Raw genomic sequence first — 25,507 nt, 5'->3', positions numbered from 1 at the left:
CGATCCCCGCCGGGATTACCGAACGGATATCAGTCCGCCATCGACCGGGATGAGTTGCCCGGTGATGAAGCGGGCGCCATCGCTGGCCAGGAACAGCAGCACCGGGGCCAGATCCGTGTCGGCATCACCGAATTTCCCGCCCAGCGGGATTTGCTCGGCGGTCGCCTTGTCATGGGCGGCCAGGTCTTCCGGGGACAAGGCGTCGCGAAAGCGCGCGTACATCGGCGTCACTATATAGGGCAGCACCGCATTCATGCGAATGTTCCTTTTGCCCCATTCGCGCGCGACGCTGCGGGTCCAGGCGTGGACCGCCGCCTTGGATGCGCCATAGACGGCATTGTTGATTTCGGCGGTCAGGCCGGATTCCGACCCGAAATTGATGATCGAGCCACCTTGCGGCATGTGCCGATAGGCGGCGCCATTGGTATAGATGGTGCCGTTCACATTGACGTTGAAAAGCCAGGCCAGCGTCTCGTCAGGGACGTCATGCGTGGGGGCATGGCGATGGACGCCCGCGATATGGGCCAGCACATCAAGGCCCCCCAGTCGCGCTGCGGCCGCATCGAAAGCGGCGTCGACTTCCGCGCGATCGCCTACGTCACATCTGATGAAGAAAGCGGCGCCTGGCCCTTTGGCGGTTGCGCTGGCGGCGATCGCCTCCCCCTGCGTCACGTCGATGTCCATCGCGACGACCTGCGCGCCGGCTGCGACATAGGCGCGAAGGGCGGATGCCCCGATGCCCTGCGCCGCGCCGGTCACGATGATCTTCTTGTCGTGCAGTTCCATATGAGTAGCACCTTTCTTCAAGCAGCAGCGCTGCAACGGATTTTCCATCGGGGCTATGTCCGCGACCAGGGGAGGGGCGCCGCGCATCGACTCGCGCGCGTCACCGGCCCCGCCACCTCGGCACGCGCTTTTCCTTCCAGGCCGAAGCGGCTTCGACGCAATCTTCCGTCGCGGCATAGGCATCGATGAGCGGATAGCGTCGTTCGAGCGCGTCCCTCAGCCCATGTTCCAGACCCAACATAGCGGCTTGCTTGCCGCCCTGGGATACCAGGGGTGCGCAGGCGAGGAGCTTCTCGCTCCACCGTTCGGTCGCGGCCGCAAGATCGGCCATCGGCGCGGTCTCATTGACCAGGCCGAATTGCAGGGCGCGGGCGGCATCGAGCGGTTCACTCGCCATGATCATCGCCAACGCGACATGGTGGGGCAGTTGACGGATGGCGCGATGCACGACCCCGCAATGGTCGATGAATCCCGCCCGCGCTTCTGGCAAGCGGAATTGGGTATCGTCCGCTGCAATCAGGATATCGGCGCACATCGCCAGTTCGAAGCCAAGGCCAAGGACATGGCCGTGGACCGCTGCAATCAATGGTTTCTGCAACGGTATCAGCCGGCCGCCGATGCCAGTCAGCCCGCCGCCGAAAGAACGCCCGTCTTCTCCCGCGGGCGGGTTCGAGATATCGGCGCCTGCGCAAAAGGCCCGGTCGCCTGCACCTGTAAGAACCGCGAGCTGAATATCAGGATCGCTGTCGATCCGCGCCCATGCACGGGCCAACGCTGCGTCCATCTCCGCATCGATCGCGTTGAGGGCCGCAGGCCGATTGAGGCGAACCTCGGCCAGCTTTCCCCGGACCTCAAATGCGATCGATGCCATGAGCTTTGGCTCCGTCCGGCGCTCAATGCGCCAACATGCCGGCATCGACGAGATGTTCGGACCCGGTGATGTAAGAGGATTCATCGGAGGCCAGGAACAGGACGAGGTTCGAAACCTCGATCGGCTCGGCGATGCGACCCAGCGGAATCTGGGCAAGCGCTTCACCGCCGACCTCATCGGTCGCCTCGACCATCATCGGCGTCTGGATGAAGCCGGGATGGACGGAATTCACCCGGATATTATGTTTCCCATATTCCATCGCCGTCGCCTTGGTCATGCCGCGCACCGCGAATTTGCTCGCGACATAGGCCAGGCTGGGGAAGCCGTAGTTCGCGGCCATTCCCGCGATCGAGGATATGTTGACGATGGACCCGCGTCCGGCTTTGACCATCACCGGCAGCACCGCCTTCATGCCGTAGAAGACGGAATGCTGGTTGATCGCGCACACCTGATCATAGCCGTCTTCGGTCAGGTCGACGGTGGTCGCCATCGGCCCCAATATGCCGGCATTGTTGACCAGAATGTCGATCGTGCCATGGCTGTTCACGGCGGCCGCGATGACATCGTTCCATGATTCCGGCTGGGTGACGTCATGGACGACGAACGTCGCCGCTTCGCCAAGCTCGGCGGCCAGCGCTTCGCCGCCTTCGACATTGCGATCGGTCAGGATGACGTTGGCGCCCTCCTGCACGAACAGGCGGGCGTGTGACGCCCCCATGCCGCGCGCCGCGCCCGTGATGATGGCGGTTTTTCCCGTGAGGCGACCCATATTCTCTCCTATGCTCAGCCGTTTGGCGTTAACCTAATTTTCGTTATACAAAACGCCACGTGACCGGAAAGTCAAGGACCACCTGCATGTCGCTCCCTTTCTCCGCGCATGATGCTGAACAAGATCATATATTTAAATCAATAAAAACAGAGATATAAATTTATTATGCCTGCCACTACATTCTGGATATGCCCAAGCCGTGATGTGTCGAAAGAATTTGCTGTTGCATAGTTTATCTAATTACGATTAGTTTGATATATCGCAGGCTTGAGCAAGCCGGGCGGACGCCGTCATAGCGAGATGGCGGGACAAAATCGGGTCGTTATCGAGAGGATAGGCCATGTACGGCAAAGCCGCAGTGCTCGTTGAAAAGAACCGACTCGAAACATGGGATGTCGAAGTCCATGCGCCCGAACCGGGCGGCGCGCTCGTTCGTACGATATTGGGTGGCGTATGCGGCAGCGACGTTCATATCCTGACCGGCGAAGCTGGCGAGATGCCCTTCCCGATCATTCTGGGACATGAAGGCGTCGGTGAGATCACCCAGTTGGGCGCCGGCGTCTCCACCGATTATGCGGGCGTCCCCGTCAAGGCCGGCGATCTGGTCATCTGGTCGCCGATCGCGCTGTGCCATCGCTGCTATTCCTGCACCGTGCTGGAGCAGACGCCATGCGAGAACAGCCAATATTTCGAGGATGCCGCCAAGCCCAACTGGGGCAGTTATGCCGACTATGCATGGCTGCCCAACAACATGCCTTTCTATCGCCTGCCCGACGGCGCGCAGCCTGAAGCGATCGCGGCGCTCGGCTGTGCGCTGCCAACCGTCCTGCGGGGGTTCGACCGTTGCGGGCCGGTTCGCTTCGGCGATTCGGTGGTCGTCCAGGGCGCGGGGCCGGTCGGCCTGTCCGCCGTCCTCGTCGCGGCGCAGGCCGGCGCGCGCGAGATCATCGTCATCGACGGCGCACAAGCCCGTCTGGAGGCGGCCATGACATTGGGCGCGACTGCGACCGTATCGCTCAGCCTGGCGCCCGACGAGCGCAAGCGCATGATCTACGACCGGATCGGCAAACAGGGGCCGGACATCGTCATAGAGGCGGCGGGTGCGCTGCCCGCCTTCCCGGAGGGCGTGGACATCAGCGGCATCCATAGCCGCTACATCATATTGGGCCTGTGGGGTGCGATCGGCACGCAACCCATCTCCCCGCGCGACCTGACGCTGAAAAACCTGACCATCGGCGGCGCCTCCTTCCCGGCCCCCAAAAACTATTATCAAGGGATGCAGTTTGCGGCGCGGGTGCAGAACCAGGTGCCGCTTGCCGCACTGGTCAGCCATCGCTTCGGCATCGGCCAGGCGGCTGAGGCCCTTACCGTCACAAAAAATGGCGTCGCCACCAAGGCCGTCATCGATCCCACCATCAGCTGAAAGGACGCCGGCATGACCGTCGACACGATCGCCCCGCCATCCGCCAAGCACCGGATGCCAATTCCCGATTATGTGCCCGCGCCACTGGTGCGCGACATCGACATCTACGATCTGGATGGCATCGAGGAGGGCGTGCATGAAGCCTGGAAGAAGGTGCAGCAGCCCGACACCCCACCGCTGGTCTGGACGCCTTTTACCGGCGGTCACTGGATCGCGACGCGCGGCACGCTGATCGATGAAATCTATCGCAGTCCCGACCGTTTTTCGAGCCGGGTCATCTGGGTGCCGCGCGAAGCCGGCGAGGCCTATGACATGGTCCCTACCAAGATGGACCCGCCCGAACATACGCCCTATCGCAAGGCGATCGACAAGGGGCTGAACCTGGCCCAGATTCGCAAGGTCGAAAGCGATGTGCGGGCCGTCGCGATCGACCTGATCGAGGGGTTTGCAGCACAGGGCCATTGCGACTTCGCCAGGGATTTCGCCAACATCTTCCCGGTCAAGGTCTTCCTGGCGCTTGCTGGCCTGCCGATGGAGGATGCCGCAGGTCTTAATGCGCTGGCCAAGGAAATGACCCGTCCGTCCGGGAATACGCCCGAAGAACAGGGGCGATCCTTGCGAGAGGCGAATGCGGGCTTCTTCGCCTATGTGGCGCCCATCATCGCGCAGCGGCGCGGCGGCACGGGCACCGACCTCATCACGCAGATGGTGAACAGCGAAATCAACGGTGCGCCGATGCCCGAGGACAAGATGCTCGGCCTCGTCTCGCTGCTGTTGCTGGGCGGGCTCGATACCGTCGTCAACTTCCTCAGCTTCATGATGATCTACCTCGCCCGCCATCCCGAGACGGTCGAGGAGATGATCGCCGATCCGATGAAACTTCAGCGCGGCGTGGAAGAGATGTTCCGTCGCTTCGCCGTCGTATCCGATGCGCGCTATGTGGTGGAGGATATGGAATATTACGGTACGCAGCTCAGGGCGGGCGATCTGATCCTGCTGCCCACGGCGTTGCACGGCCTGGACGATAGCCAGCATGACGACCCCATGAAGGTCGATCTGTCCCGCCGCAACGTCGCGCATTCGACGTTCGCGCAGGGGCCGCATCGTTGTGCGGGTATGCATCTGGCGCGCATGGAAGTGCTGGTCATGTTGCAGGAATGGCTGGCCCGCATTCCGCATTTTGCTCTGGAGGAAGGCGCGGCGCCCGTCTATCATGCAGGAATCGTATCGGCCGTCGAAAATATCCCGCTGGTCTGGAAGGTTTGAAGAAGAGCATGTCCATAGTCGCCGACGCCGCCACTTTCCGGCAGATATTGGGCCATTATCCGACCGGCGTGTGCGCCATTACCGCGACGCAGCGGGACGGGACGCCTGCCGCGATGATCGTCGGGTCGTTCACGTCCGTGTCGCTCGATCCGCCTTTGGTCGCCTTCTTCCCGGACAAGGCGTCATCCAGTTGGCCCAAGATAGAAGCCTGCGGCGGATTTTGCGTGAATGTGCTGGCCGACGATCAGGAGGGCCTTTGCCGGACGCTGGCGTCCAAAGACCCGGCCAAATTTGACGGGGTGCCGCATCATCTGTCGGCGCGTGGCGCACCGATATTGGACGGCGCTCTGGCCTGGATCGACTGTTCCTTCCATGCGATCCACGAGGCCGGCGATCATTATATCGCCGTCGGCGAAGTCCATGCCCTCGATATCCACCATCCCGGCGCGCCCTTGTTGTTCCACAAGGGCCGATATGGGAAAGTTTCGCCTCTGTTGTGACGCTGCGAGCGAGGGCGACGAAAGCCGCCCTCCGTTTCAATCGGCCACTATGTGCGCGGTCGCGTCGTCGGTATCGCGCAGAGGCATTCGATCGACCACCGTCAGGCCAAACCCTTCGAGCGCAGCCAGCTTCGCTTTGCTCGATGTCAGCAACGTCATCTGCCGTACGCCCAGGTCCAGCAATATCTGCGCGCCTATGCCATAATCGCGCGTGGCATGGGTCTCATGATAGCTTTTGCGCCCGCCCTCGATCCGCTTCGAGATGGAGTCCGGGCTGGGATCGCGCACGAACACCGCGACTGCCTGACCCTCGTGCGCGGCAATCGCCTTGAGCGCTTGCGGCACATAGTCGGGATGCGCCTGGGACCATCCGAGCATGTCCGTCGCGATATCGACCTGATGCACGCGGACCAGCGTATCGCGGTCCGGCCGGACCTCGCCCTTGACCAAGGCGACATGCTCGCCGCCATCCACCAGATTGCGATAGACATGGATGGTCAGGTCGCCACCGTAAAAACTGTGGAAAGGCGCGCTCGCGACCCGTTCGACCAGCTTTTCGAACCGTCGCCGGTGGGCGATCAGGTCGGCGATCGTGCCTACCTTCAACCCATGTTCCTGGGCGAAGACGAGCAGTTCGGGCAGGCGCGCCATGCTGCCATCGTCATTCATGACTTCGCAGATGACCCCGGCCGGGGTCAGCCCGGCAAGGCGGGAGATGTCCACGGCTGCCTCGGTATGGCCGGCCCGCACCAGCACGCCGCCGTCGCGCGCGGTCAGCGGGAAGACATGCCCCGGCGACACGATGTCCGACGGGGTTTTGGTCGGATCGACCGCCACGGCGATGGTGTGTGCGCGGTCCTGCGCGGAAATGCCGGTGGTGACGCCTTCGCGCGCCTCGATCGATATGGTGAAGGCGGTGCCGTGCCCCGACTGGTTGTTGACGGCCATGGGCGGCAGTTTGAGCTGATCGGCCCGTGATTTGGTCATCGCCAGGCAGATCAGGCCACGCGCATGTTTGGCCATGAAGTTGATCTGGCGCGGTGTCGCGAACTGGGCGGGGATGATGACGTCGCCTTCATTCTCGCGATCGTCGGCATCGACCAGAATATAGGGCAGCCCGTTTATCGCGTCCTGAATGATGTCCTCTATGGACGAAATGCCTTCGCTACTCATCGATCCGTCTTTCCATATTCTGGCGGCGCGTTCAGGCCGCGCCCCGTTGTGCGGCGAGATGGGCCAGCGCCATCTCTTTCAAAACATTCTTCTGGACCTTGCCCGTGCCGGTTTTTGGCAAGTCCCCCTCCGCGATGAACCAGATGTCGCGCGGTAGCTTGTATCCGGCGACCTGCGGCTTCAGCCAGGCCAGGATGTCGTCCTTTGACACGGCCTGGCCTTCGATGCGGACGATCCACGCGCAGCCACACTCGCCCCAGCGATCGTCCGGCATCCCGATGAAGAAGGCCTGGCCGATCGCGGGATGGGTGGTGACGAGCTGCTCCAGTTCCTTTGGCGACACCAGCTCGCCGCGGCTCTTGTACAATTCCTTCGATCGTCCGGTCAGGAACAGGTTGCCGTCCGGCCGGAACTGTCCCAGATCGCCCGTGCGCAGCCAGCCGCCGGGCAGAAACAGCTTTGCCGTGTCTTCCGGTCGGCGAAAATAGCCCAGGCTGTTCATCGGACCGCGCGTGCAGAGCTCGCCCGCGACGCCCGGTGGCAGATCGGCTCCGGTGACGGGATCGATGGTCTTGAACTCGCAGATACGGCCGTCCTGCTCCGCGATACCGGCGACGCCCGCCTGCACGATGCAGCCCTGCGTCTCGGCAACGATGTCGATCGGATCACCCGGCTGGGTGCAGACGATCGTCGCCGTCGCTTCGGTCTGGCCGTAGCTGGTGAAAATTTCGCGGCATCCCAATGTCTCCTGTATGTCCCGCCACACCCAGCTTGGGGTCGGCGCCGCCGCGCTGTGGACGGCGGTGAGCGAGCCGAGGTCGTAGGATTTGACTTTCGCCTGCTCCATCATCGCGATCGTCATGGTGGGCACGCCCATCAGATAGGTGGCGCGATGGCGTTCCGTCGCCGTCAGCAGCGCATCGGCATCGAAACGGAGCAGGGGGACGATCGATCCCCCGACGATCATGCCCGACAGCAGGCCGACGACCAGGCCGAAGCCATGATAGAGCGGCAGCGAGAATACGGCGCGCCGCCCCTCTTCGAAGGCCTGATGATAAGCGCCGGCATAGGCCGCCCGCAACAGATTGTCATGGGTCTGCATGACCCCTTTCGGTGATCCGGTGGTGCCTGACGTGAACATGATGACGGCCGGATCATGTGGTTCGGCGCCCTTTGCCGGCAAAGCGCCAACGGGCAGGGCGGCGAGAAACTCCTGTGGGGCTTCTGCGTCATAGACCAGCCCGCCGCGCAATTCCGGTAAGGCGGCGCACGCGCCACTCCGCCAGCCCGGCGCCTGGGCGTCGAGCTCCAGATCGTAGCGGCGCGACCCGAAGCGCGCCATGCTGATGAGGAAATTGCAGCCGGCTTCCCGAACGGCATATTCCAGATCCCTGGGGGCATAGAGGGTATTGATCGCCACGGCGACTCCGCCTGCCCGCCAGATCGCGAACATCAGCGATACCGTAACCGGATAATTGGCCAGCAGCAGCCCGACCCGGTCGCCACGGGAGATGCCAAGCGCGGACAGTGCTGCGGCGAACCGCTCCGCCTGCATGTGGACCGTGGCATAATCGAGCGTTTCGGCATCGGTGATGACGAGGGGCTTCGCAGCGAAATGGCGCTGCGCGTGCGCCAGATAGGCGTCCAGCGTCGTCTCTTCCCACACGGGGTGCCGATCGGACATCGCCCGCCGCCGTTCTGCTATGGCCTCGATCACCGGGGCATCTCCTCTACCTAATATCAATTAATATGCCGTCTGCGTCGGTTTGCGTCAAGCATGGTTCCCATTTCAATTGCGCACGCGCGCAGACATTCATCCGTCGAAAATCGGCGTTAATTCTAATAAATAACTGATATAAAAAGATATAAATCTTTTGAAAGAATTTGATCATAGGGCCTGACGTCGGACCGTATGGTCGGTTCCAGGCTAAAGTTTCGATCGAGGGCTTGCCAAAGCAACCTAATTTTGATTAGTCTAACTTAGATGGAATATTTTGGAGGCATTTATGGATGTGGGTCTGGGGCTGACGTTCCAAAATCTGAAGGACCAGGTCAGCGATATCGAGGTATTCAGGCACGAGCTGGCGCTTGCCGCCGGAGCCGAAGACCGCGGCTTTGACTCCGTCTGGACGCCGGAGCATCATTTCACCGGCTACATGATGACGCCCAACGTGCCCCAGTTCCTGTCCTGGGTGGCCGCCAAGACCAGTCGGATCAAGCTGGGCACGACGGTGACCGTGCTGCCCTGGCAGAATCCGGTCCGCATCGCCGAAAGCTTCCTTCTGCTGGACCAGTTATCCGAAGGTCGCGCCATCCTGGGGATCGGCCGGGGGCTGGGCAAGGGCGAGTTTGACGGGTTCCAGGTGCCGATGGGCGAAGCGCGTCACCGGTTCCGCGAATATGCCGAGGCGCTGCTGGATGCGCTGGAAACCGGGGTCATGGAATATGACGGCAAATATCTGCAGCAGCCGCGCGTCGAACTGCGGCCGCGGCCTTATGCCAGCTATCGCGGCCGGGTATTCGCATCGGCGGTGTCGCCGGAATCGGTCAAGCTGATGGCCAATCTGGATGTCGGCCTGATGATCATTGCCCAGAAGCCCTGGGACCGCGTCGCCGAAGATGTGGCCAGCTATCGCGATCGCTTCTTCGCCATGCAGGGGCGTCCGGCGCCCAAGCCCGTGGTCGTGGCGTTCGTCGCGGTGAACGAGGATGCCGCCAAGGCGCAGGAAATGCGCGACAAATATCTGGTCGAATATGCCCGATCGACCTCGTCCTTCTATCAGTTCGGGAACAAGGAGTTCGAGAAGATAGAAGGCTATGAATATTACGGCGCCCTGGCCAACAGCGTCGAGAAACATGGTATCGACAAGTTCAACAACTTTCTGGCTGATCTCCAGATATGGGGACGCCCGGAAGAAGTCGTGGAAAAACTGAAGGCTATGGTCGAGCGCTTCGATGTCGGCAGCTTCATCATCTACACCCAGTTCGGGGACATGCCGTTCGACGTCGGCCGGGACAATTACGAGCTTTTCGCCCGTAAAGTGCTGCCGCACCTCAAGGCCATAGACGTTTCCGCCCCGGCCGTGTCGCCCACCCCGCTGCAAACGGTGGCCTGAGCTGTTACTGTCCGCCACGGCGCGCAAGACGCCGCTGCGGGAATGAGAGAGGATGCACATGGAAGATGTAGCGCAGCAACTGCTTTACGAAATCCGGGATGGAACGGCGTGGATCACGCTCAATCGGCCGGAAAAGCGCAATGCCCTGAGCGAGCCGTTGCAGGAGCGGCTCAGCGCTCTGTTGTGGGAGGCCGACGAAGATAATCGCGTGCACGCCGTCGTACTGAAGGCGGCGGGGCCGGATTTCTGTTCCGGCTACGACCTTCAGAAATATGATCAGCCGATACCGGGACAGGTCGATCACAGGCGCGGGCGTGCGAAATTCGACGATGATAGCTGGCACCAGGAAAAGGCGCAGCGGCTGCGGATGGCGCTCTTCGACATGCACAAGCCGGTCATCGCGCAAATCCATGGCCGTTGCCTGGCGGGCGGGACCGATCTTGCGCTGTTATGCGACATGGTGATTTGTGCCGATGACGCCTTGTTCGGCTTTCCGCCGGCCCGCTCCCAGGGCTCCCTTCCCAGCCATATGTGGCTGTATCTGGTGGGTCCGCAATGGGCCAAGCGGCTGCTGCTGACCGGAGATTCGATCCGGGGCGTGGATGCGGCGCAAATCGGGCTGGTGCTGAAAGCAGTCCCTGCCGACCAGCTCGACGCGGAGGTGGCGGCGCTCGCAGCCCGCCTCGCCCTGATCGACGCCGACCTGCTGAGCGCCAACAAGCGGATCGTCAACATCGGCCTGGAATTGATGGGCGCCCGGACATTGCAGCGCATGTCGGCCGAGATGGACGCGCGCGGGCATCTGGCCGCCAGCCGCACGCGGTTCAACGAGACGGTGCGCAGCGAAGGACTGAAGGAAGCAGTGCGCCAGCGCGACGAACCCTTTGGCGATCCGATAATCAAACTGTGACAACGGATAGGAACGGGCGATGATGGAAGGCGAAGGCTGGCGGTGCCTGTGGGACGCCAAGGCGATATTGGGCGAGAGCACGGTCTGGGACGATCGGGACGGCTGCATCTACTGGGTCGATATCGAAGCGCCCAGCATCAACTGGTTTCATCTCGACAGCGGCCGGACGGGGCGTTGGGATGCGCCGGCCTGGATCAGTGCGATCGCGCCTCGGGCCAGTGGAGGCTTCGTCGCCTCCTGCGCCGACGGCTTTGCCCATGTCGATCCCCACAGGCAGATCTACGCGCCGTTCATCCATCCGATTCCCAATCCCGCGATTGCCCGGCTGAACGACGGCGTCACCGATCGCATGGGACGCTACTGGTCAGGCTCGTGCGATTCCAGCCAATGGGATGAAAGCACGACCGTGGACGACAAGGAAAGCACGCTCGGCAAGCTCGATGTCCGCAATACTGGCGAGCTCTATCGGCTGGACGCCGATGGCGCCGTCAGCACGCAGGAACGCAATATCGTGACGGCTAACGGTCCCGCCTTCAGCCCGGACGGACGGACCGCCTATGTGAACGATTCCATGCCGCTGGTCAGTTGGGCCTATGACGTGTCGGACGACGGTATCCTGTCGAACCGCCGCGACTTCCTGAACTTCAAGCCGGAAGACGGCTATCCCGACGGCATGGCGGTGGATGTCGAAGGCTGTATCTGGATGGCCTTCTATGAAAGCTGGATGCTGCGGCGCTTCGCCCCGGACGCGACATTGCTTGAGGAGCGCCGGCTGCCGGTGCGCCGCGGCCTGCGTCCGGCTTTTGGCGGCAGCGGCCATGGCCGCCTGTTTCTTATCACCGGGTCGCAAGGGTTTTCTGCCGAAACGTTCGCCCGGCAACCGCTTGCAGGCGGGCTGTTCGAGATACTGGACCCGCCCGCACCGGGCGTCCCTAACGTGCCTTATGCCGGCTAGGGGGCGGCCGCTCCCCATAAGGCTGTCATTCCCTTATATTTTTGCTAAGGGAGATTATGGCACACGTAGATAATGGCCGAACGCGCATTCTCGATTCCGCCGCGACAGCGCTCCGGCAGAAGGGACTGGCAGGCGCGAAGCTCAGTGAAATAGCGAAGGGCGCCGGCATGTTGGCGCCCAGTATCTATCATCATTTCCCCTCCAAGGATCATCTGGTCGAACAGGTGATGATGGAAGGTATTTACCGCAATAGCCGCCATATCGTGGCCAGGGTCGAGGTATTGGGGCCGGATGCCGCGCCGATGGTCCGCCTCAGGGCCGCCATCGTGGCGCATATCGACTTTCTGTTGTCAGGCGACGATTATTCCTCCGCCGTCGCCCGCGTGTTCGAAGATCTGCCGGACGAGATGCGGCGACGCGTGCTGGCGGCCTATTCCAGCTTCGACAATTATTGGCGCGATCTCATCGTCGCCGCGCAGGCGGACGGCAGCGCCAGCGCAGCGCTGGATGCCACCGTCGTCAGGAAATTCCTGATCGCCATGCTGGATTCCTGCTCGTCCTGGTATCGGCCGGGGAAATTGGCACCGGCCCAGATCGCGGAACAGGCGGCGGACCTGTTGCTGCACGGGTTTGCCGGCAGCCGGCCCGGCGCCATGTAAGCTGCGCATGGGGGCTGGGGGGATTTTCATTCCCCCAGCCCCTATGGCTACCGCCTTTCAGGCCGCTACCGTGCGCTCGGCGGCGGCTGCGGCGCCGGGCAGCTTGACCCGCGGCGCGACTTCCTTGGAGATCAGTTCCAGCGAGTTCCACCAGGGGGCGGGGTCATCATAATAATCGTGGGATTCGACCTGCAGCGTGCCCCAGCCGCCGCATCCTTCGAACAATGTGTTCAACTTGTCGACCACGGTATCGGGTGAACCGACGACGAACACATTGTCGACCAGGAATTCGAGGTCGGCATCGGCCGGATCAATCCCCGCATCCTTGGCGAAGCCATCCATCATGCCGAAGCGATGCCAGATCGGGATCAGATATTTGTTGAAGCAGTAGCCGATCGGGCCTTCCATGACGAGCCGCTTGGCTTCCGCGTCCGTATCGGCGCAGAACACGGTCTGCGATACCGCGTGACGCTGGCGATCGGGGGTAAATCCGGCCTTGATATTGGCTTCGGAATAGATTTCCCAGTGACGTTTGAGGGCGTCCAGGCCCGAAAAGATCGAGACCGGCTTGAAATTGCGCTCGCCGGCCAGCTTCATCGACGGGGAGTTGGCGCTGAATCCGGTCACCGCGATTTCCGGCAATGCGCCGTTATAGGGCGCGAAATTCGCGAGCATATGCTGCTCGTCATCTTCGGTTTCGGCCGGCGCTTCCTCGGGGAAACCCGCGTCCCAGAATTTGCCCTCATAGAAGAAGGGCTCGCGCTTCCAGATCTTCTCCATGATGGTCAAGGACTCGCGGACCATCTCGTTGAGCATCTGCGGTTCCGCATCCTTGATGCCGTGCATGTAGGACGCCTGCGGATAGGCGCCTGCGCCGATTCCCAGAAAATAGCGTCCCTCCAGGATTTGCGACAGCCAGCCGATCATCACGGCGAGCTTGGTGGGATGCTGGTGAGGCAGGATGTGCGCCATCGGCGCGAACCGGATCTGGCTGGTCTGCAGCGCGGCTGCGGCCATGATCAGTTCCGGATTGGGAATATTTTCCCAGATCTGCGACGCATGTTCGGAGATCATCATCGAGGTGAAGCCTGCTTTGTCGCAAGCTACGCTATTTTGCACCCCCCATTCGAACGTCTGCCTGGCCGTGCGTCCGGGGCGCATATAGGGGTGAAAGATGAGGCCGGTTTCCATCGCCATGCGAGTCTCTCCTTGAGCGTCTATTGCTTCGTGCCGATTTTTCGACCGTCTTGGCGCGGGTCCGGCACAGGCTGTCTAATGACGATTAGGGAATAGTCGCTAAGGCAGATTTAAGTCAAGTGTAAATTCACGGAACGGGCAGCGCGATTTTCGGCCGGGTAATGACGGCGTGTTAAATCCGTCTTTCCTCGAAGATCGCGATGATCTTGATATTTTCTGGCCCTCATGCCAATTGTCCGGCAGATTCGTGGCGCGTTGCGCCGATCCATCGCGATGCAGAAATATTACACTTGTTTTAGGATATTGCAGTGGCGAAGCGGGAAATTGAAATGCAAGTCCTGCCGGTGAGCGAAGCGATTGACGGCAAAACGCGGCTAATCCTGGCGGGAGAGCAGCTTTTTGCGCAAAATGGCATCAACGGCGCCTCGATGCGGGAGATTGCGACCAAGGCGGGGCAGGGCAATCATGCGGCCGTGCAATATCATTTCGGTTCGCGCGAGGGGCTGGTTCGCGCCATCTTCGACTATCGCATGGAGCAGATGGAGCCGGAGCGCGGTGCGATGCTCGACCGGGCCCGGATGACGGGTGCGCTGAAGGACGCACGGACCATCCTCGAAATCATTCTCCTGCCCCAGCTCGACCTGCAGGATGCGGACGGCAACCATTCTTATGCGAGTTTTCTGAGCCAATATCTGCTGCAGAGCCGATCGCCGGACTTTGGCGACTTTGGCGGGTCGGAGCCGCCCAATCTGACGGCGGCATTGCGGCTGATGCGGCAGCGGGTCGATTATCTGCCGCCCTATGTGGCGCAACGGCGATTGATCAGCGTCAGTCTCATGTTCCTCAACATTCTCATGCGCCATCATGGCACCGATGAGGCCGCGTTCGGCGAATCCTTTCCGGATGCGTTGGAGGATACGATGGAGCAGATCGTCGGCAGCATGTGTATGCCGCTTCGATTGGCTTCGGTGGGCACCGCATCGGCATGAGCCAAAGGGCCATCTGACCTGGCTTTCAAATGGCCGCGTTGAAAAGCTGCCGCCCAAGGATATGGTCGGGCGCGGTGGGTCAGGCCGAAAGGCCGGCCGGCGCGCCGGGCAGGAAATGGTGATAATAGCCAGCGGCCCAGCCGCCATCGACCGCCAGTTCCGCCCCGCTGATATAGCTGGCCTCGTCGGAACAGAGGAACAGGCTGGCTGCGGCGATTTCTTCCGGTTCGCCGATACGCTGCAACGGTACGCGGCCATAGCTTTCGTTGCGTTCGGCGCCCTGCTGGCCCTGCGGATTCCCCATGACCGTATCCACGCCGCCGGGATGGACCGAATTGACGCGCACGCCATGCGGGCCGAATTCCAGCGCCGCCGTCTTGGTAAGGCCGCGCACCGCCCATTTTGAGCTGCTGTAGAGGCCCAGCGAATTGACCCCGCGAAAGCCGTCCACCGATGCGATGTTGACGATCGCGCCGCGCCCGGCCTCCCGCATCGCCCGGCCGACATGTTTCAGGCCCAGCATTGGTCCCTTCACATTGACCGCCAGCACCCGGTCGATATCCGCGACCTCCAGCGCTTCCAGCGGCGCGAAGGCGGCGACCCCGGCATTGTTGACCAGCGCATCGACCCGGCCGTGGCGCGCTAGAACGGCATCAACCAGCGCGATCCAGTCACCCTCCTCCGCGACATTCAGCCGCGCGAACATCGCATCCCCGCCGATGTCGGCCGCCAGCGCGGCGCCTTCCGCCTCCAGCAGATCGGCGACGACGACGATCGCGCCCTCCCTGGCGAAAAGGCGGCAGGTCGCCTCGCCCATGCCCCGCGCGCCACCGGTGACGATCGCCACCTTGCCCTGCATCCGTCCCGTCATGTCCGCTCTCCCATCGCTGCCATCTTTGGCCTTGATATCGCGCTGCCTAGCCGATCGCCCAAGATGTGCGCAAGAATTAATTGATATAATGCGTGATAAAAATATCATTATAATACGCAATATTGATTAATATGAATATATATTCATATATATGCGTCTTTTCATGAGGTTCGCAAGATCATGCCGATCGCCTGCATGGATATGCCCGTCCGGGCACCCGCGGCATGAGCCGTGCATCGACTATCCGCGGCCCTGTGAACCGGACAGGGGTAGCGAGCATGTGGCGCCGCCCATCTGGCGCCTGCCACCGGGGAAATCGCAGATGCCGGCAATGTCGTTTCGATCTATGCATGAATCCGGCACATATTTTCAATATGCGTATTGGATGAAACTAAATGATATGTATATCAAAGGAAAAATATAAAAAAATGACATAAAATCGGAGCAGGAAAACGATGCCGCCTTACAATCCCTTTGCCCTTTATGATCCGTCGATCCTGGTGGCATCCGACCCGGTGGAGATAGCGGCGCCGGCAATGCTGGTGTGGGACATATTGACCGACATGCCGCGCTATGGCGAATGGAACCCCTTTTGTGTCTGGGCGCAATCGACGCTGGAGATGGGCGCTGCGGTCCATATGCGCTTGGTGAATTATCCCGACCCGGGCAGCCTGGCGCCCAATTGCGAATATATCTGTGCGTTCGAGCCAGGTGCGCTGCTGTCCTGGGAATTGCCGGATACGGAAGCCTGGCCCTATCCGGCGCGGCGCGACCAGATGATTACGCCGCTGGGGCCGGATTCCTGCCGCTACCAGTCGACCGATGCTTTCACCGGTCCCAATGGCATCCATGTCATGCGGTTTTGCGGACCATGGGTGACGCGCGCTTTCAACGATACCGCAAAGGCGTTGAAGCTGCGGGCCGAAGCGATGCATCGCGCCGGAACCTGACGCGGCCCGTCGGTCGCCGATGGCGGAAAGCATCGCTGCCTCTATGGCCGGTGCCGGCCTCGTCTCGTCGTATAGATAGGGAACTATTAACTTTCCTGTCGAAGAAGGGCGGGATGGAGAGAAGGCGGAAGATGGGCGGCAGGCGACCGGCGCGGACTTTGTTCGGCCGTGCAGCCGTGTCCGCTTTGCCTGATGCGGTCTATCGCGACCTGGTCTCCACCCTTTTCACCATGACTGCGCCGATCATAGGCTTTGGCATTCTTTATGCGTTGGTGGGGACACTCATCTACATCAAGTGGCAGGATGGTTGGATATTCATCCTGACCGCCGCGGCAATCGCCGTAACCGTCGGTCGCGTTCTGCTGATCCGCGCCTATCACGGCGCTGGCGGCGCAGATCAGGACGTCGCGCAACTGTCACGCTGGGAAGGGCGTTACGCCATCCTCGCCTATATTTTCGCGCTGCTGATCGCCGCCCTGAACGTGCGCGCCTTGGTGGCGCACGAACCGATCGTGCATCTTGCGACGGTCAGCCTGGTCTTCACCTTCGGTGCGGGCATCGTGTCGCGCAACGCCAGTCGGCCGACTTTATGCGCGATCAGCGTGTCTCTGGCGGTGCTGCCCGTCGCCGCGGCGATGTTCGCCCATGCCGTCAGCGCCTATGGTGAGAGGTTGCACGCGGAATTTTTCGCGCTCGAAGGCCTGCTCCTCATCATGGTGGGGTCGATGAGTCTCGCGTCGGCGCGCCACCTTTACAGGTCTTCGGTCGAACATCTCACAGCCAAGCATGATCTGGCCAAGCTCGCGCGCTTCGATCCGCTGACGGGCCTGCCGAACCGGCTGCTCCTGCGTGAATCCTTTCAGGCCAGCCTCAAGGTTGCCCATGCGACGAGCCAACTCGCCATTCATTATCTCGACCTGGACGGGTTCAAGGCGATCAACGATCAATATGGCCATCCCGTCGGCGACAGGATGCTGGTGGAGGTCGCCGATCGATTGACCTCGGCCATCCGGACGGAGGATGTCGCAGCGCGGCTGGGCGGCGACGAATTTCTCCTTGTCCAGTCCCATGTGCAACATGTCGATCAGGCCGAACTGCTCGCGCGAAGGGTGATCCGGCAATTGGGCGAGCCCTATGTCATCGGCGGGACGCCGATGCGCATTTCCGTCAGCATCGGCATCGCCCTGGCGCCCCAGCATGGCCTTGATCTGGAAAGGTTGATGGGATGTGCGGACGCGGCCCTTTATCGATCCAAGGCCAAAGGGAAAGCGCAGGTGCAATTTTGCGGTCCCGACGATGTGCGGGATGATGGCCGCGCGGTCGCGTGACAAGCGAATGCTCAGAATCATTGCGAAATTACCGAAAGATTGACGATAAATCCCAATAAACGGGTTTATTTAACAGCTTCAATCCCGACGGCGACCGGGACGAGGCACAATTTCAGCGCTTTCCCTGAATTGGCACGCTTTCTGCAAAGTGGTGGGCAGGGCCTGCAAGCAGGTTCCTGCCAGAAAATCAGGGAAGGACATCATCATGAAAACCATCGCATTCATCGCCGCCGTCGCCGTAGCCACCGTCGCCGTTTCGGCCGCCAGCACGCCCGCGTTCGCGCAGGCGCAGGGCAGTTTCGGTGCCGCCAAGGTGACCTACGATGCCAGGACCGATCGCTATTGCTTCAAGGAAACCGTAACCGGTTCGCTGATCCCCGTCATCCGGTGCCGCAGCAAGGGCGAATGGGCGCAGGATGGCCTCACCATCAGCCACAAGCCCGCGGCGCAATTCGCGCAGCGTTGATAGTCGCAAGACCTGCGGGCCGGGTCGAGGTGGGACGCGTCGGGAGTGGTGTGACCGTTCACCTCCTGGACGTGATCCACATCTCGACCGGCGCAACGAACAGGCCCGGCGCGGGCTTGCGGTACGGACAGGACCGGCGGTGCCCCCTTCGCCGGTTTCCCGGTGTTGGGCCATAGAGGCAGGGTCGTCCGGCCGAAGCTCATTGTCTGGACAGGCTGCCCGGTGGCGCTGTGCATGACCGCGGCCATGATGGTCATAGACGCGCGTTAGCGCCGGCCGGTCTGTCAGTCCCCGCATCATCCCTTGCTGCGGCGGGGGCGGAGCGCGTCGCGCATGGCGATGTTGGAATTGATCCGGGTCACGCCGGGCAGGCGTGACAGGATTTCGCCATGGATGCGCTCATAGGCGTCGACGCTGTCCGCCTCCACCCGCAACCAATAGTCGACCGCACCTGTCATCAGGAAGCATTCGCGGATTTCGGGACATTGCCGTACCGCATGTTCGAACCGGGCGAGAAAATCGTCGGTCTGCCGGTCCAGCGTCACCTGGACCAGCACATTGACCATGGCGGTTTCGTCGCGCCCGCCAGCGACGAGTGTATAGCCGCGAATATAACCACCGGCCTCCAACTGTTTGATGCGCCGGTGGCAGGCGGATGGAGACAGGCCGATCTGCGCGGCGATATCCGCATTGGAGCGTCGGGCGTCGAGTTTCAGCAAGCGCAATATGGCGCGATCGCTATTGTCCAGGGTGGCGGTCATTCGTTCGAATCCAACGGAATATTCGTTACTTCATGCCAAAATGTTCGAATAATGTCCTGCATATAAAATGGATATTCGAAGAAACGTGATCTACTATGGTCTCGTCGAAAGGATATGGCATGGACGGTGGGACGGCGGCGACCCTGCGCATCGATCTGGGCGCGCTGGTGGCCAATTATGCATTGATTGCGAGTCAGGTCGCGCCCGCCAGCGTGGCCGGCGTGGTGAAGGCGGACGCTTATGGCCTGGGCGCGGTTCCGGTGTCGCATGCCCTGCTGGCGGCGGGGTGCCGCCACTTCTTCGTGGCGCATCTGTGCGAGGCGGCGGCGTTGAAGCCGCATCTGCCGGCGGATGTTCCGCTTTATGTCCTCAATGGATTGCCGCCCGGCGCCGAAGCTGCCTGTGCCGCGCTCGGCGCCGTGCCGGTGCTCAATTCACTGGCGCAGATCGATGGCTGGGCCGCGGCCGCCCGCACGCTGGGCCGCGCGCTGCCCGGTGTCGTCCAGGTCGATAGCGGCATGTCGCGCCTGGGCCTCACGCCGGGCGAACTGACGATCCTGCGCGACCAGCCCCACCTGCTGGACGGCATCGACCTGCGCCTGGTCATGAGCCATCTCGCCTGCGCCGACCAGCCGGATGACGCCTTCAATCGGGAGCAGCGGGACAGGTTCGACGCGATCGCCAGCCAGTTTCCCGGCGTGCCGCGGTCGCTCGACAATTCGGGCGGGGCGATGGCGACGGGCGTGCGGCATGGCGATCTGGTCCGCGCCGGCATCGCCCTCTATGGCGGCGCGCCGCATGGCGATCCCGCTCCCAATCCTTTGCGGACCGTGATCGCGCTCGACGCCTATATCGTGCAATTGCGGACCGTGCCGGCGGGTGCGGGCGTCGGCTATGGCCTGACCCATCGCTGCGATCGTCCGTCGCATATCGCGACCATTTCGGTGGGCTATGCCGATGGCTGGCCCCGTCACCTCAGCAGTCGCGGCAGCGCCTATATCGGCGGCTTCCGCGCGCCGATCGTCGGGCGGGTGTCGATGGACAGCATGGCGATCGACGTCACCGATATCGCCGATTATCTGCTCTACCCCGGCGCGCCGGTCGAACTGATCGGCCCGCACCAGACGATCGACGCGGTCGCGGCGCAGGCGGATACGATCAGCTACGAGATATTGACCCGGCTCGGCCATCGCTATGCGCGCAGCTATCTGCCCGCGCCGGCTGCCGTCGCCGACCAGAGGAGCGGCAAGGCATGAAGATCGTCATATTGGGTGGCGGCGTGATCGGCGTCACATCCGCCTGGTATCTGGCGCAGGCGGGGCATGAGGTGGTCGTCGTCGATCGCCAGACCGGCGTGGCACAGGAAACCAGCTTCGCCAATGCGGGCGAGATTTCCCCCGGCTACGCCTCGCCCTGGGCGGCGCCCGGCATCCCGGCCAAGGCGCTGCGCTGGCTGTTCATGCGCCATGCGCCGCTGATCCTGCGGCCCAATGTGGACATGGCGATGCTGCGTTGGATTGTCGCGATGCTCGGCAACTGCAACGCGCGGGATTATCGCATCAACAAGGGGCGCATGGTCCGGCTGGCGGAATATAGCCGCGACCGGCTGATCGCGCTGCGCGCGGAAACCGGCATCGCCTATGACGAACGCAGCCGGGGCACGCTCCAGCTATTCCGGGAACAAAAGCAGCTCGACGGCATCGCCAAGGATATCGAGGTGCTGCGCGCCGACAACGTCCCGTTCGAAGTGCTGGACCGCGCCGGCTGCCTCGCCGCCGAACCGGGGCTGGCGGCCAGCGGGTCGCCGATCGTCGGCGGGCTGCGCCTGCCCAATGACGAAACCGGCGATTGCTTCAAATTCACCAACGCGCTGGCGGACATGGCCAGGGCGCGCGGCGTGCAATTCCTGCTGGGCCGCAATATTCAGGCGCTGGCGACGGACGCCGGCCGCATCAGCCATGTCGTCACCGATCAGGGCATGGTCAGCGGCGACGCCTATCTGGTCGCGATGGGCAGCTTCTCGCCCTTGCTGGTCGCGCCGCTCGGCCTGCGCCTGCCGGTCTATCCGGTAAAGGGCTATTCGATCACCGTGCCGATCGTGCAGCCGGACGCCGCACCGGTGTCGACCCTGCTCGACGAAAGCTACAAGGTGGCGATCACCCGGCTGGGCGACCGCATCCGCGTAGGCGGCATGGCCGAACTGTCGGGCTATACCAACGACCTGCCGCAGGCGCGCCGCGACACGCTGGACCATAGTGTCGGTACGCTGTTCCCCGGCGCTGGCGACCTTTCGCGGGCGACATTCTGGAGCGGGCTGCGGCCGATGACGCCGGACTCGACCCCGGTGGTGGGTGCGACGACGATCGACAATCTGTTCCTCAACACCGGCCACGGCACGCTGGGCTGGACCATGGCCTGCGGATCGGGGCGGGTGATCGCCGACATCATCGGCGGGACCAAGCCGGACATCGAAACCGCCGACCTGGCGCTCTCGCGCTATCGGCACTGAATTCACGGAGACAGAGCATGACCATCACCCGCATCGAAACCGGCCCGCGTATGAGCGAAGCGGTCATCCATGGCGATACCGTCTATCTGGCCGGCCAGGTCGGCGAAGGCGACAGCGTGACCGCCCAGACCCGGTTCGCGCTGGACGAGATCGACCGCCTGCTGGCCCTCGCCGGCAGCAGCAAGGCGCATATCCTGCGTGCGACCATCTGGCTGGCCGACATGGCCGACTTCGCCGAAATGAACGCCGTCTGGGACGGCTGGATCGCCGACGTCGCCGCCCCGGCCCGCGCCACCGGCGAAGCCAGGCTCGCGACCGCAGACTATAAGGTCGAAATCATCATCACCGCCGCACGCGCCTGATAATGGCTGAAGGCGTCGCGCCGTTCAACTCCCGTCGGAAATCAGCGTGCCGCCGTCCACCACCAGATTCTGGCCGGTGACGAAGGCCCCGGCGGGCGCGGCCAGGAACAGGGCGGCGCCCGCCACCTCATCCACCTCGCCGGGGCGGCGCAGCGGCGTCATCGCCATGCGCCGCTGCATGAAGGCGGCGTCCGCGATCAGCGGCGCGGACAAGGCCGTGCGAATGAAGCCGGGTGAGATGGCGTTCACCCGCACGTTGCGCGGTCCCCATTCCACCGCCAGGTTGCGGGCCAGTTGCGCCACCCCCGCCTTGGCCAGCGCATAGGCGTTGATCGCGCCATTGCCGCGCCGGCCCGACAGGCTGGACAGCAGGATGGCCGTTCCGCCGCCGCGCGCGGCGATATGGGGCAGGGCCAGATTGCATAGCCGTACCTGGCTGCGCAGGTTGATCGCCATGACATGGTCGTAATCGTCCATGTCGATGCTGGCGAACGGACCGGGTCGCCCGGTGAGCCCGGCATTGCAGACCAGGATGTCCAGCCCGCCATGATGCCGGACAGCGCCGTCGACCAATGCGGCAAGCTGCGTGTCGTCGGCCACGTCGGCGGGGATGGCCAGCATGTCGCGTTCGCGCCCGACGCGCGCGCAATCCTCCGCATTCTCGCTGGAGAAGGTGACCTGCGCGCCATGGTCCTGCAACGCGCGGGCGATGGCCAGTCCGATGCCGCGCGTCGATCCGGTGACGATCGCCACCTTGCCGCTCAGGTCGAACAGTTTCATTGGGCCGCTTGCGTCTGATTTTCCGGCTTGTCCTCCGCCAGCGGCTGCCCGTCATGCAGATAGGCCGGCGCCTCGATCAGGATGAAGGCGATGCGGCAAGGCTTGTCGGTGACGTTGCGCCAGAGATGGTTGGTGCCGCGCTGGATGATGATGCCGCCTTCCCGCACCGTGGTCACTCGGCCGTCGTCCAGCTCCAGCTCGACTTCGCCCGCCATGACGATGCCATAGTCGATGCTGTTGGTGCGATGCATCGGCGATTGCTTGCCCGGCAGCATGTCCACGATCCGGATCACCGATCCCTTGTTGAGCGTCAGCCCCGCGTCGCGCGCGCGCCCGTCCGTCTCGTCATTATTGTCGGCCGGGACGGTCTCGGTGGTCCAGATCAACAGGAAGGACGCGTCGCCCGACGGGATCATCTTCGTCGGGGTCACATCTTCCGACTTGAAGATGGCGCGGCCATCGGCGTCATGGCCGGTGACGACGCGCTGCACGGACGGCAGGCCGGAATCGCTCAGGTCAGTCATGGTCAGGCTCCTTGATAGGCGATGACGCGCTGGTCGATCGCGCCGAAGGGCGTGCGCCCGTCCTCGGTGCGCGCCTCCATGCGGACGCGGTCGCCGAAGCACATGAAAGCGGTGCGCGGCGCGCCCTCGTCCACGATCTCGATCCCGCGCCGTTCGGCGATACAGGACGAGCCGACTTCGCGAAAATCGGGATTGGACACGGTGCCGGACCCGATCACCGTGCCGGCGGGCAGATGGCGGGTGCGGGCGGCATGGGCGACCAGTTCGTGGAAGCCAAAGCCCATCGGTGCGCCATTGGCGGCGCCGAAGCGCACGCCGTTCCAGTCCACCAGCAAATCCATGCATACGCGCCCGTCGCGCCATTGGTCGCCCAGTTCGCCCGGCGTCACGGCGAAGGGCGCCATCGAACAGGCGGGCTTGGCCTGGACCCAGCCGAAGCCGGTCTTCATCTCCGGCCCCGCCAGCGCGCGCAGCGACCAGTCGTTGATCTGCACGACCAGGCGGATATGCGCCATCGCGGCGTCCGCATCGATGCCCATCGGCACATTGTCGACGATGACGCCATATTCGCCCTCGAAATCGATGCCCAGCGCTTCGTCGGGCATGGGGATGTCATCGGTGGGGCCGTAAAAGCGATCCGAAAGACCCTGATACATCAGCGGCCGGCCGGTCTTTTCCGGGGTGATCCCCAGCACCTTGTCCATCAGCGCGCCATGGCTTTCGAATGCCGACCCGTCCAGCCATTGCCAGGCGCGGGGCAGGGGCGCGGCCAGTGCGTCGGGCTTCAACGCATCGGGAAAGGCGTCGATCGCCAGCGCCTCCGCGGCGAAGACGTCCCAATGCTCGATCGCCTCCTGCAAGGTGCGGACCGGCGCGGGCGCGCAATGGCCGCCATCGGGCGACAGGATCACCAACTGCCCGTCCCTGCTGCCATCCTTGCGCGTCGCCAGTCGCATAGTCTCTCCCTCTCATATCTCTTGGGTTCAGGCGATGCGGCCGCACGCCCTGTCCGTCAAAGCCAATCTATCGATAGCCGGCTTCCATAATTTCGATTTGATCTGGACCGGGTCGGGCGGTCTTTGGCGGAATGAGGATGCGCGCCCGCCCGGCTGGCGCGGCGGATCAAGACGCGGATCAACGATGAGGACGCAGGCATGTTCGAACCCTTCCCCGGCAATTATGTCTGGAATCTCGCGACCAACCTGGCGCTGGTGTGCGGCGGCAATCATGGCGAGATTGACGAGGCGAACCGACCGATCATGGATGCGGCCAAAGGCGGCGCGGACGCGGGTAGCGCCCGGATGTTCGATAGCTGGCTGCGCGTGGCGGATCAGGTCGCAGCCAATGCGGCGGCGGACGAGGCCGCGGGCTATGCCCTGTCCGCCGGCAGCAAATATCTGCGCGCATCGGGCTATTATCTGGCGGCCGAACGGATGCAGAGCCGCGACTATGCGCCGCGCTGGGCCGCCTATGACCGCGGGCTGGCGCTATATGCCAAGGGCGCGGCGCTGCGCGGCCTGCATGTCGATTTCGTCGAAATCCCCTATGAAGGCAGCGCCTTTCCCGCCCTCTTCGTCCATGACGGGTCGGGCACGCCGCGCCCGGCGCTGGTGTCGGTCAATGGCCTGGATTCGATGAAGGAGCAGGTCAATATGGCGGGCCATGGCGCCGCCAATCTGGAACGCGGGATCAACACGCTGTTCATCGACCAGCCGGGTACCGGGGAGGCGCTGCGCAAGCGCGGCCTGACCGCCGTCCATGATGCGGAACGCTGGGGATCGCCCGCCTTCGACTATCTGCTGACCCGGCCGGATGTGATCGCGTCGAAGATCGGCATATTCGGCCTGTCCTTCGGCGGCTATCACGCCCCGCGCATCGCCGCCAACGACCCGCGCTATGCGCTGTGTGCGGTGATGGGCGCGAACCATGTCTGGGGCCGGCGCCAGCGCGAGCGGCTGGCCAATGAAGGCGAAAATCCCGTGCCCCATTATTGGGACCATGTGATGTGGGTGTTCGGCTTCGACGCCGACAATGGCGGGCGCGAAGCCTTCCTGGCTTATGCCGACCAGATCACGCTCGACGGACAGGTCGATAAGATACGGGTGCCGTTCCTGGTCACCCATGGCGAGAATGACCGGCAGATCCCCGCCTTCAACGCGCAACTGAGCTACGATCAGGCGATCAACAGCCCCAAACGGACGCTGCGTATGTTCACCAAGGCGGATTTCGAGGTCGAACATTGCGGCGCTGACAATGGCACCGGCATGCGCGACTATATCGCCGACTGGTGTGCGGAGACGTTCGCCGCCATGCCGGGATAAAGACAAGGACAGAGGAGGAGA

The 25,507-nt window shown here is 62.9% G+C and carries 26 protein-coding genes; 15 read left to right on the top strand and 11 right to left on the bottom strand.

Features of this window, described 5'->3' with window-relative positions; genetic code table 11:
• Positions 1-15: 15 nt before the first annotated feature.
• From SBA_RS20440 to SBA_RS20430, 3 genes are all read right to left on the bottom strand, one after another.
• Positions 16-786: an SDR family NAD(P)-dependent oxidoreductase gene (locus SBA_RS20440; protein WP_261937461.1), complete on the bottom strand. Its 771-nt coding sequence runs from the start codon at positions 784-786 to the stop codon at positions 16-18.
• A 100-nt stretch (positions 787-886) separates the two neighbouring features.
• Positions 887-1,657: an enoyl-CoA hydratase-related protein gene (locus tag SBA_RS20435; protein WP_261937460.1), complete on the bottom strand. Its 771-nt coding sequence runs from the start codon at positions 1,655-1,657 to the stop codon at positions 887-889.
• Positions 1,658-1,679: 22 nt separating this feature from the next.
• Positions 1,680-2,426: an SDR family NAD(P)-dependent oxidoreductase gene (locus tag SBA_RS20430; RefSeq protein ID WP_261937459.1), complete on the bottom strand. Its 747-nt coding sequence runs from the start codon at positions 2,424-2,426 to the stop codon at positions 1,680-1,682.
• 340 nt (positions 2,427-2,766) lie between these two features.
• On the opposite strand from SBA_RS20430, the gene SBA_RS20425 reads away from it, so the two are divergent.
• Genes SBA_RS20425 through SBA_RS20415 form a run of 3 tightly spaced genes read left to right on the top strand, consistent with a single transcriptional unit; the run spans position 2,767 to position 5,615 of the window.
• Positions 2,767-3,849: a zinc-binding dehydrogenase gene (locus SBA_RS20425; protein ID WP_261937458.1), complete on the top strand. Its 1,083-nt coding sequence runs from the start codon at positions 2,767-2,769 to the stop codon at positions 3,847-3,849.
• Positions 3,850-3,861: 12 nt separating this feature from the next.
• Positions 3,862-5,115, top strand: coding sequence for a cytochrome P450 (locus tag SBA_RS20420; protein WP_224549004.1), 1,254 nt, complete (start codon positions 3,862-3,864; stop codon positions 5,113-5,115).
• Between the two features lie 8 nt (positions 5,116-5,123).
• Entirely contained in the window at positions 5,124-5,615 is a 492-nt protein-coding gene (locus SBA_RS20415) for a flavin reductase family protein (RefSeq protein WP_224549003.1), read from the top strand.
• A 36-nt stretch (positions 5,616-5,651) separates the two neighbouring features.
• On the opposite strand, the gene ribB is transcribed toward SBA_RS20415, so the two are convergent.
• On the bottom strand, positions 5,652-6,788 hold the full coding sequence (gene ribB / locus SBA_RS20410; RefSeq protein WP_261937457.1) for a 3,4-dihydroxy-2-butanone-4-phosphate synthase: 1,137 nt from the start codon (positions 6,786-6,788) through the stop codon (positions 5,652-5,654).
• 31 nt (positions 6,789-6,819) lie between these two features.
• Positions 6,820-8,505, bottom strand: a complete 1,686-nt coding sequence (locus tag SBA_RS20405) for a class I adenylate-forming enzyme family protein (protein ID WP_261937456.1) — start codon at positions 8,503-8,505, stop codon at positions 6,820-6,822.
• A gap of 289 nt (positions 8,506-8,794) precedes the next feature.
• Here SBA_RS20405 and SBA_RS20400 point away from each other — a divergent pair, with 289 nt between their 5' ends.
• From SBA_RS20400 to SBA_RS20385, 4 genes are read left to right on the top strand one after another with little or no spacing between them, the layout of a single operon-like run.
• A complete protein-coding gene (locus SBA_RS20400; RefSeq protein WP_261937455.1) occupies positions 8,795-9,904 on the top strand; it encodes an LLM class flavin-dependent oxidoreductase in 1,110 nt (369 codons plus the stop codon).
• A 58-nt stretch (positions 9,905-9,962) separates the two neighbouring features.
• Positions 9,963-10,814: a crotonase/enoyl-CoA hydratase family protein gene (locus SBA_RS20395; protein WP_261937454.1), complete on the top strand. Its 852-nt coding sequence runs from the start codon at positions 9,963-9,965 to the stop codon at positions 10,812-10,814.
• A gap of 19 nt (positions 10,815-10,833) precedes the next feature.
• On the top strand, positions 10,834-11,769 hold the full coding sequence (locus SBA_RS20390; protein WP_261937453.1) for an SMP-30/gluconolactonase/LRE family protein: 936 nt from the start codon (positions 10,834-10,836) through the stop codon (positions 11,767-11,769).
• Between the two features lie 56 nt (positions 11,770-11,825).
• A complete protein-coding gene (locus SBA_RS20385) occupies positions 11,826-12,428 on the top strand; it encodes a TetR/AcrR family transcriptional regulator (RefSeq protein ID WP_261937452.1) in 603 nt (200 codons plus the stop codon).
• 57 nt (positions 12,429-12,485) lie between these two features.
• Here SBA_RS20385 and SBA_RS20380 read toward each other — a convergent pair whose 3' ends face one another.
• The gene (locus SBA_RS20380; protein WP_261937451.1) at positions 12,486-13,625 is read right to left on the bottom strand and encodes an LLM class flavin-dependent oxidoreductase; all 1,140 of its coding nucleotides are present in this window, start codon (positions 13,623-13,625) and stop codon (positions 12,486-12,488) included.
• 308 nt (positions 13,626-13,933) lie between these two features.
• On the opposite strand from SBA_RS20380, the gene SBA_RS20375 reads away from it, so the two are divergent.
• Positions 13,934-14,614 (top strand): TetR/AcrR family transcriptional regulator, encoded by a 681-nt coding sequence (locus SBA_RS20375; RefSeq protein WP_224548995.1) that lies wholly within the window; start codon positions 13,934-13,936, stop codon positions 14,612-14,614.
• A gap of 79 nt (positions 14,615-14,693) precedes the next feature.
• Here the strand turns inward: SBA_RS20375 and SBA_RS20370 are convergent, their stop codons facing one another.
• Positions 14,694-15,485: an SDR family NAD(P)-dependent oxidoreductase gene (locus SBA_RS20370; RefSeq protein WP_261937450.1), complete on the bottom strand. Its 792-nt coding sequence runs from the start codon at positions 15,483-15,485 to the stop codon at positions 14,694-14,696.
• Positions 15,486-15,940: 455 nt separating this feature from the next.
• Between SBA_RS20370 and SBA_RS20365 the strand changes: the two genes are divergently transcribed.
• The 3 genes from SBA_RS20365 (at position 15,941) to SBA_RS20355 (ending at position 18,229) form a co-directional block, all read left to right on the top strand.
• On the top strand, positions 15,941-16,435 hold the full coding sequence (locus SBA_RS20365) for an SRPBCC domain-containing protein (protein ID WP_261937449.1): 495 nt from the start codon (positions 15,941-15,943) through the stop codon (positions 16,433-16,435).
• Positions 16,436-16,566: 131 nt separating this feature from the next.
• Positions 16,567-17,763: a GGDEF domain-containing protein gene (locus SBA_RS20360; protein WP_261937448.1), complete on the top strand. Its 1,197-nt coding sequence runs from the start codon at positions 16,567-16,569 to the stop codon at positions 17,761-17,763.
• A gap of 205 nt (positions 17,764-17,968) precedes the next feature.
• On the top strand, positions 17,969-18,229 hold the full coding sequence (locus SBA_RS20355) for a hypothetical protein (protein ID WP_224547074.1): 261 nt from the start codon (positions 17,969-17,971) through the stop codon (positions 18,227-18,229).
• 296 nt (positions 18,230-18,525) lie between these two features.
• On the opposite strand, the gene SBA_RS20350 is transcribed toward SBA_RS20355, so the two are convergent.
• On the bottom strand, positions 18,526-18,990 hold the full coding sequence (locus tag SBA_RS20350; RefSeq protein ID WP_224547073.1) for an Lrp/AsnC family transcriptional regulator: 465 nt from the start codon (positions 18,988-18,990) through the stop codon (positions 18,526-18,528).
• A gap of 119 nt (positions 18,991-19,109) precedes the next feature.
• On the opposite strand from SBA_RS20350, the gene alr reads away from it, so the two are divergent.
• The 3 genes from alr to SBA_RS20335 are packed head-to-tail and all read left to right on the top strand — an operon-like array spanning position 19,110 to position 21,861.
• Entirely contained in the window at positions 19,110-20,246 is a 1,137-nt protein-coding gene (gene alr / locus SBA_RS20345; protein WP_261937447.1) for an alanine racemase, read from the top strand.
• A complete protein-coding gene (locus tag SBA_RS20340) occupies positions 20,243-21,499 on the top strand; it encodes a D-amino acid dehydrogenase (RefSeq protein WP_261937446.1) in 1,257 nt (418 codons plus the stop codon). Before alr ends, SBA_RS20340 begins: the two co-directional genes overlap by 4 nt.
• A 17-nt stretch (positions 21,500-21,516) precedes the next feature.
• A complete protein-coding gene (locus SBA_RS20335) occupies positions 21,517-21,861 on the top strand; it encodes a RidA family protein (RefSeq protein ID WP_261937445.1) in 345 nt (114 codons plus the stop codon).
• 24 nt (positions 21,862-21,885) lie between these two features.
• On the opposite strand, the gene SBA_RS20330 is transcribed toward SBA_RS20335, so the two are convergent.
• Genes SBA_RS20330 through SBA_RS20320 form a run of 3 tightly spaced genes read right to left on the bottom strand, consistent with a single transcriptional unit; the run spans position 21,886 to position 24,121 of the window.
• Positions 21,886-22,641: an SDR family NAD(P)-dependent oxidoreductase gene (locus SBA_RS20330; protein WP_261937444.1), complete on the bottom strand. Its 756-nt coding sequence runs from the start codon at positions 22,639-22,641 to the stop codon at positions 21,886-21,888.
• Positions 22,638-23,165, bottom strand: a complete 528-nt coding sequence (locus tag SBA_RS20325; protein WP_261937443.1) for a cupin domain-containing protein — start codon at positions 23,163-23,165, stop codon at positions 22,638-22,640. The genes SBA_RS20330 and SBA_RS20325 overlap by 4 nt, the downstream gene beginning before the upstream one ends.
• 2 nt (positions 23,166-23,167) lie before the next feature.
• A complete protein-coding gene (locus tag SBA_RS20320) occupies positions 23,168-24,121 on the bottom strand; it encodes a fumarylacetoacetate hydrolase family protein (RefSeq protein ID WP_261937442.1) in 954 nt (317 codons plus the stop codon).
• A 198-nt stretch (positions 24,122-24,319) separates the two neighbouring features.
• On the opposite strand from SBA_RS20320, the gene SBA_RS20315 reads away from it, so the two are divergent.
• Positions 24,320-25,486, top strand: a complete 1,167-nt coding sequence (locus SBA_RS20315; RefSeq protein WP_261937441.1) for an alpha/beta hydrolase family protein — start codon at positions 24,320-24,322, stop codon at positions 25,484-25,486.
• Positions 25,487-25,507: the final 21 nt, after the last annotated feature.

Source organism: Sphingomonas bisphenolicum (genome assembly GCF_024349785.1).
In the GTDB taxonomy this organism is placed as follows: domain Bacteria; phylum Pseudomonadota; class Alphaproteobacteria; order Sphingomonadales; family Sphingomonadaceae; genus Sphingobium; species Sphingobium bisphenolicum.
Note: the sequence above shows the minus strand (reverse complement) of the source record. Positions and strands in the feature narration are given on the sequence as shown.

What these genes read in the sequence shown, in the direction of transcription:
- SBA_RS20440 (WP_261937461.1), bottom strand. Translation starts at nt 786, where the DNA reads ATGGAACTGCACGACAAGAAGATCATCGTGACCGGCGCGGCGCAGGGC.
- SBA_RS20435 (WP_261937460.1), bottom strand. Translation starts at nt 1,657, where the DNA reads ATGGCATCGATCGCATTTGAGGTCCGGGGAAAGCTGGCCGAGGTTCGC.
- SBA_RS20430 (WP_261937459.1), bottom strand. Translation starts at nt 2,426, where the DNA reads ATGGGTCGCCTCACGGGAAAAACCGCCATCATCACGGGCGCGGCGCGC.
- SBA_RS20425 (WP_261937458.1), top strand. Translation starts at nt 2,767, where the DNA reads ATGTACGGCAAAGCCGCAGTGCTCGTTGAAAAGAACCGACTCGAAACA.
- SBA_RS20420 (WP_224549004.1), top strand. Translation starts at nt 3,862, where the DNA reads ATGACCGTCGACACGATCGCCCCGCCATCCGCCAAGCACCGGATGCCA.
- SBA_RS20415 (WP_224549003.1), top strand. Translation starts at nt 5,124, where the DNA reads ATGTCCATAGTCGCCGACGCCGCCACTTTCCGGCAGATATTGGGCCAT.
- ribB (WP_261937457.1), bottom strand. Translation starts at nt 6,788, where the DNA reads ATGAGTAGCGAAGGCATTTCGTCCATAGAGGACATCATTCAGGACGCG.
- SBA_RS20400 (WP_261937455.1), top strand. Translation starts at nt 8,795, where the DNA reads ATGGATGTGGGTCTGGGGCTGACGTTCCAAAATCTGAAGGACCAGGTC.
- SBA_RS20395 (WP_261937454.1), top strand. Translation starts at nt 9,963, where the DNA reads ATGGAAGATGTAGCGCAGCAACTGCTTTACGAAATCCGGGATGGAACG.
- SBA_RS20390 (WP_261937453.1), top strand. Translation starts at nt 10,834, where the DNA reads ATGATGGAAGGCGAAGGCTGGCGGTGCCTGTGGGACGCCAAGGCGATA.
- SBA_RS20385 (WP_261937452.1), top strand. Translation starts at nt 11,826, where the DNA reads ATGGCACACGTAGATAATGGCCGAACGCGCATTCTCGATTCCGCCGCG.
- SBA_RS20380 (WP_261937451.1), bottom strand. Translation starts at nt 13,625, where the DNA reads ATGGCGATGGAAACCGGCCTCATCTTTCACCCCTATATGCGCCCCGGA.
- SBA_RS20370 (WP_261937450.1), bottom strand. Translation starts at nt 15,485, where the DNA reads ATGACGGGACGGATGCAGGGCAAGGTGGCGATCGTCACCGGTGGCGCG.
- SBA_RS20365 (WP_261937449.1), top strand. Translation starts at nt 15,941, where the DNA reads ATGCCGCCTTACAATCCCTTTGCCCTTTATGATCCGTCGATCCTGGTG.
- SBA_RS20360 (WP_261937448.1), top strand. Translation starts at nt 16,567, where the DNA reads ATGGGCGGCAGGCGACCGGCGCGGACTTTGTTCGGCCGTGCAGCCGTG.
- SBA_RS20355 (WP_224547074.1), top strand. Translation starts at nt 17,969, where the DNA reads ATGAAAACCATCGCATTCATCGCCGCCGTCGCCGTAGCCACCGTCGCC.
- SBA_RS20350 (WP_224547073.1), bottom strand. Translation starts at nt 18,990, where the DNA reads ATGACCGCCACCCTGGACAATAGCGATCGCGCCATATTGCGCTTGCTG.
- alr (WP_261937447.1), top strand. Translation starts at nt 19,110, where the DNA reads ATGGACGGTGGGACGGCGGCGACCCTGCGCATCGATCTGGGCGCGCTG.
- SBA_RS20340 (WP_261937446.1), top strand. Translation starts at nt 20,243, where the DNA reads ATGAAGATCGTCATATTGGGTGGCGGCGTGATCGGCGTCACATCCGCC.
- SBA_RS20335 (WP_261937445.1), top strand. Translation starts at nt 21,517, where the DNA reads ATGACCATCACCCGCATCGAAACCGGCCCGCGTATGAGCGAAGCGGTC.
- SBA_RS20330 (WP_261937444.1), bottom strand. Translation starts at nt 22,641, where the DNA reads ATGAAACTGTTCGACCTGAGCGGCAAGGTGGCGATCGTCACCGGATCG.
- SBA_RS20325 (WP_261937443.1), bottom strand. Translation starts at nt 23,165, where the DNA reads ATGACTGACCTGAGCGATTCCGGCCTGCCGTCCGTGCAGCGCGTCGTC.
- SBA_RS20320 (WP_261937442.1), bottom strand. Translation starts at nt 24,121, where the DNA reads ATGCGACTGGCGACGCGCAAGGATGGCAGCAGGGACGGGCAGTTGGTG.
- SBA_RS20315 (WP_261937441.1), top strand. Translation starts at nt 24,320, where the DNA reads ATGTTCGAACCCTTCCCCGGCAATTATGTCTGGAATCTCGCGACCAAC.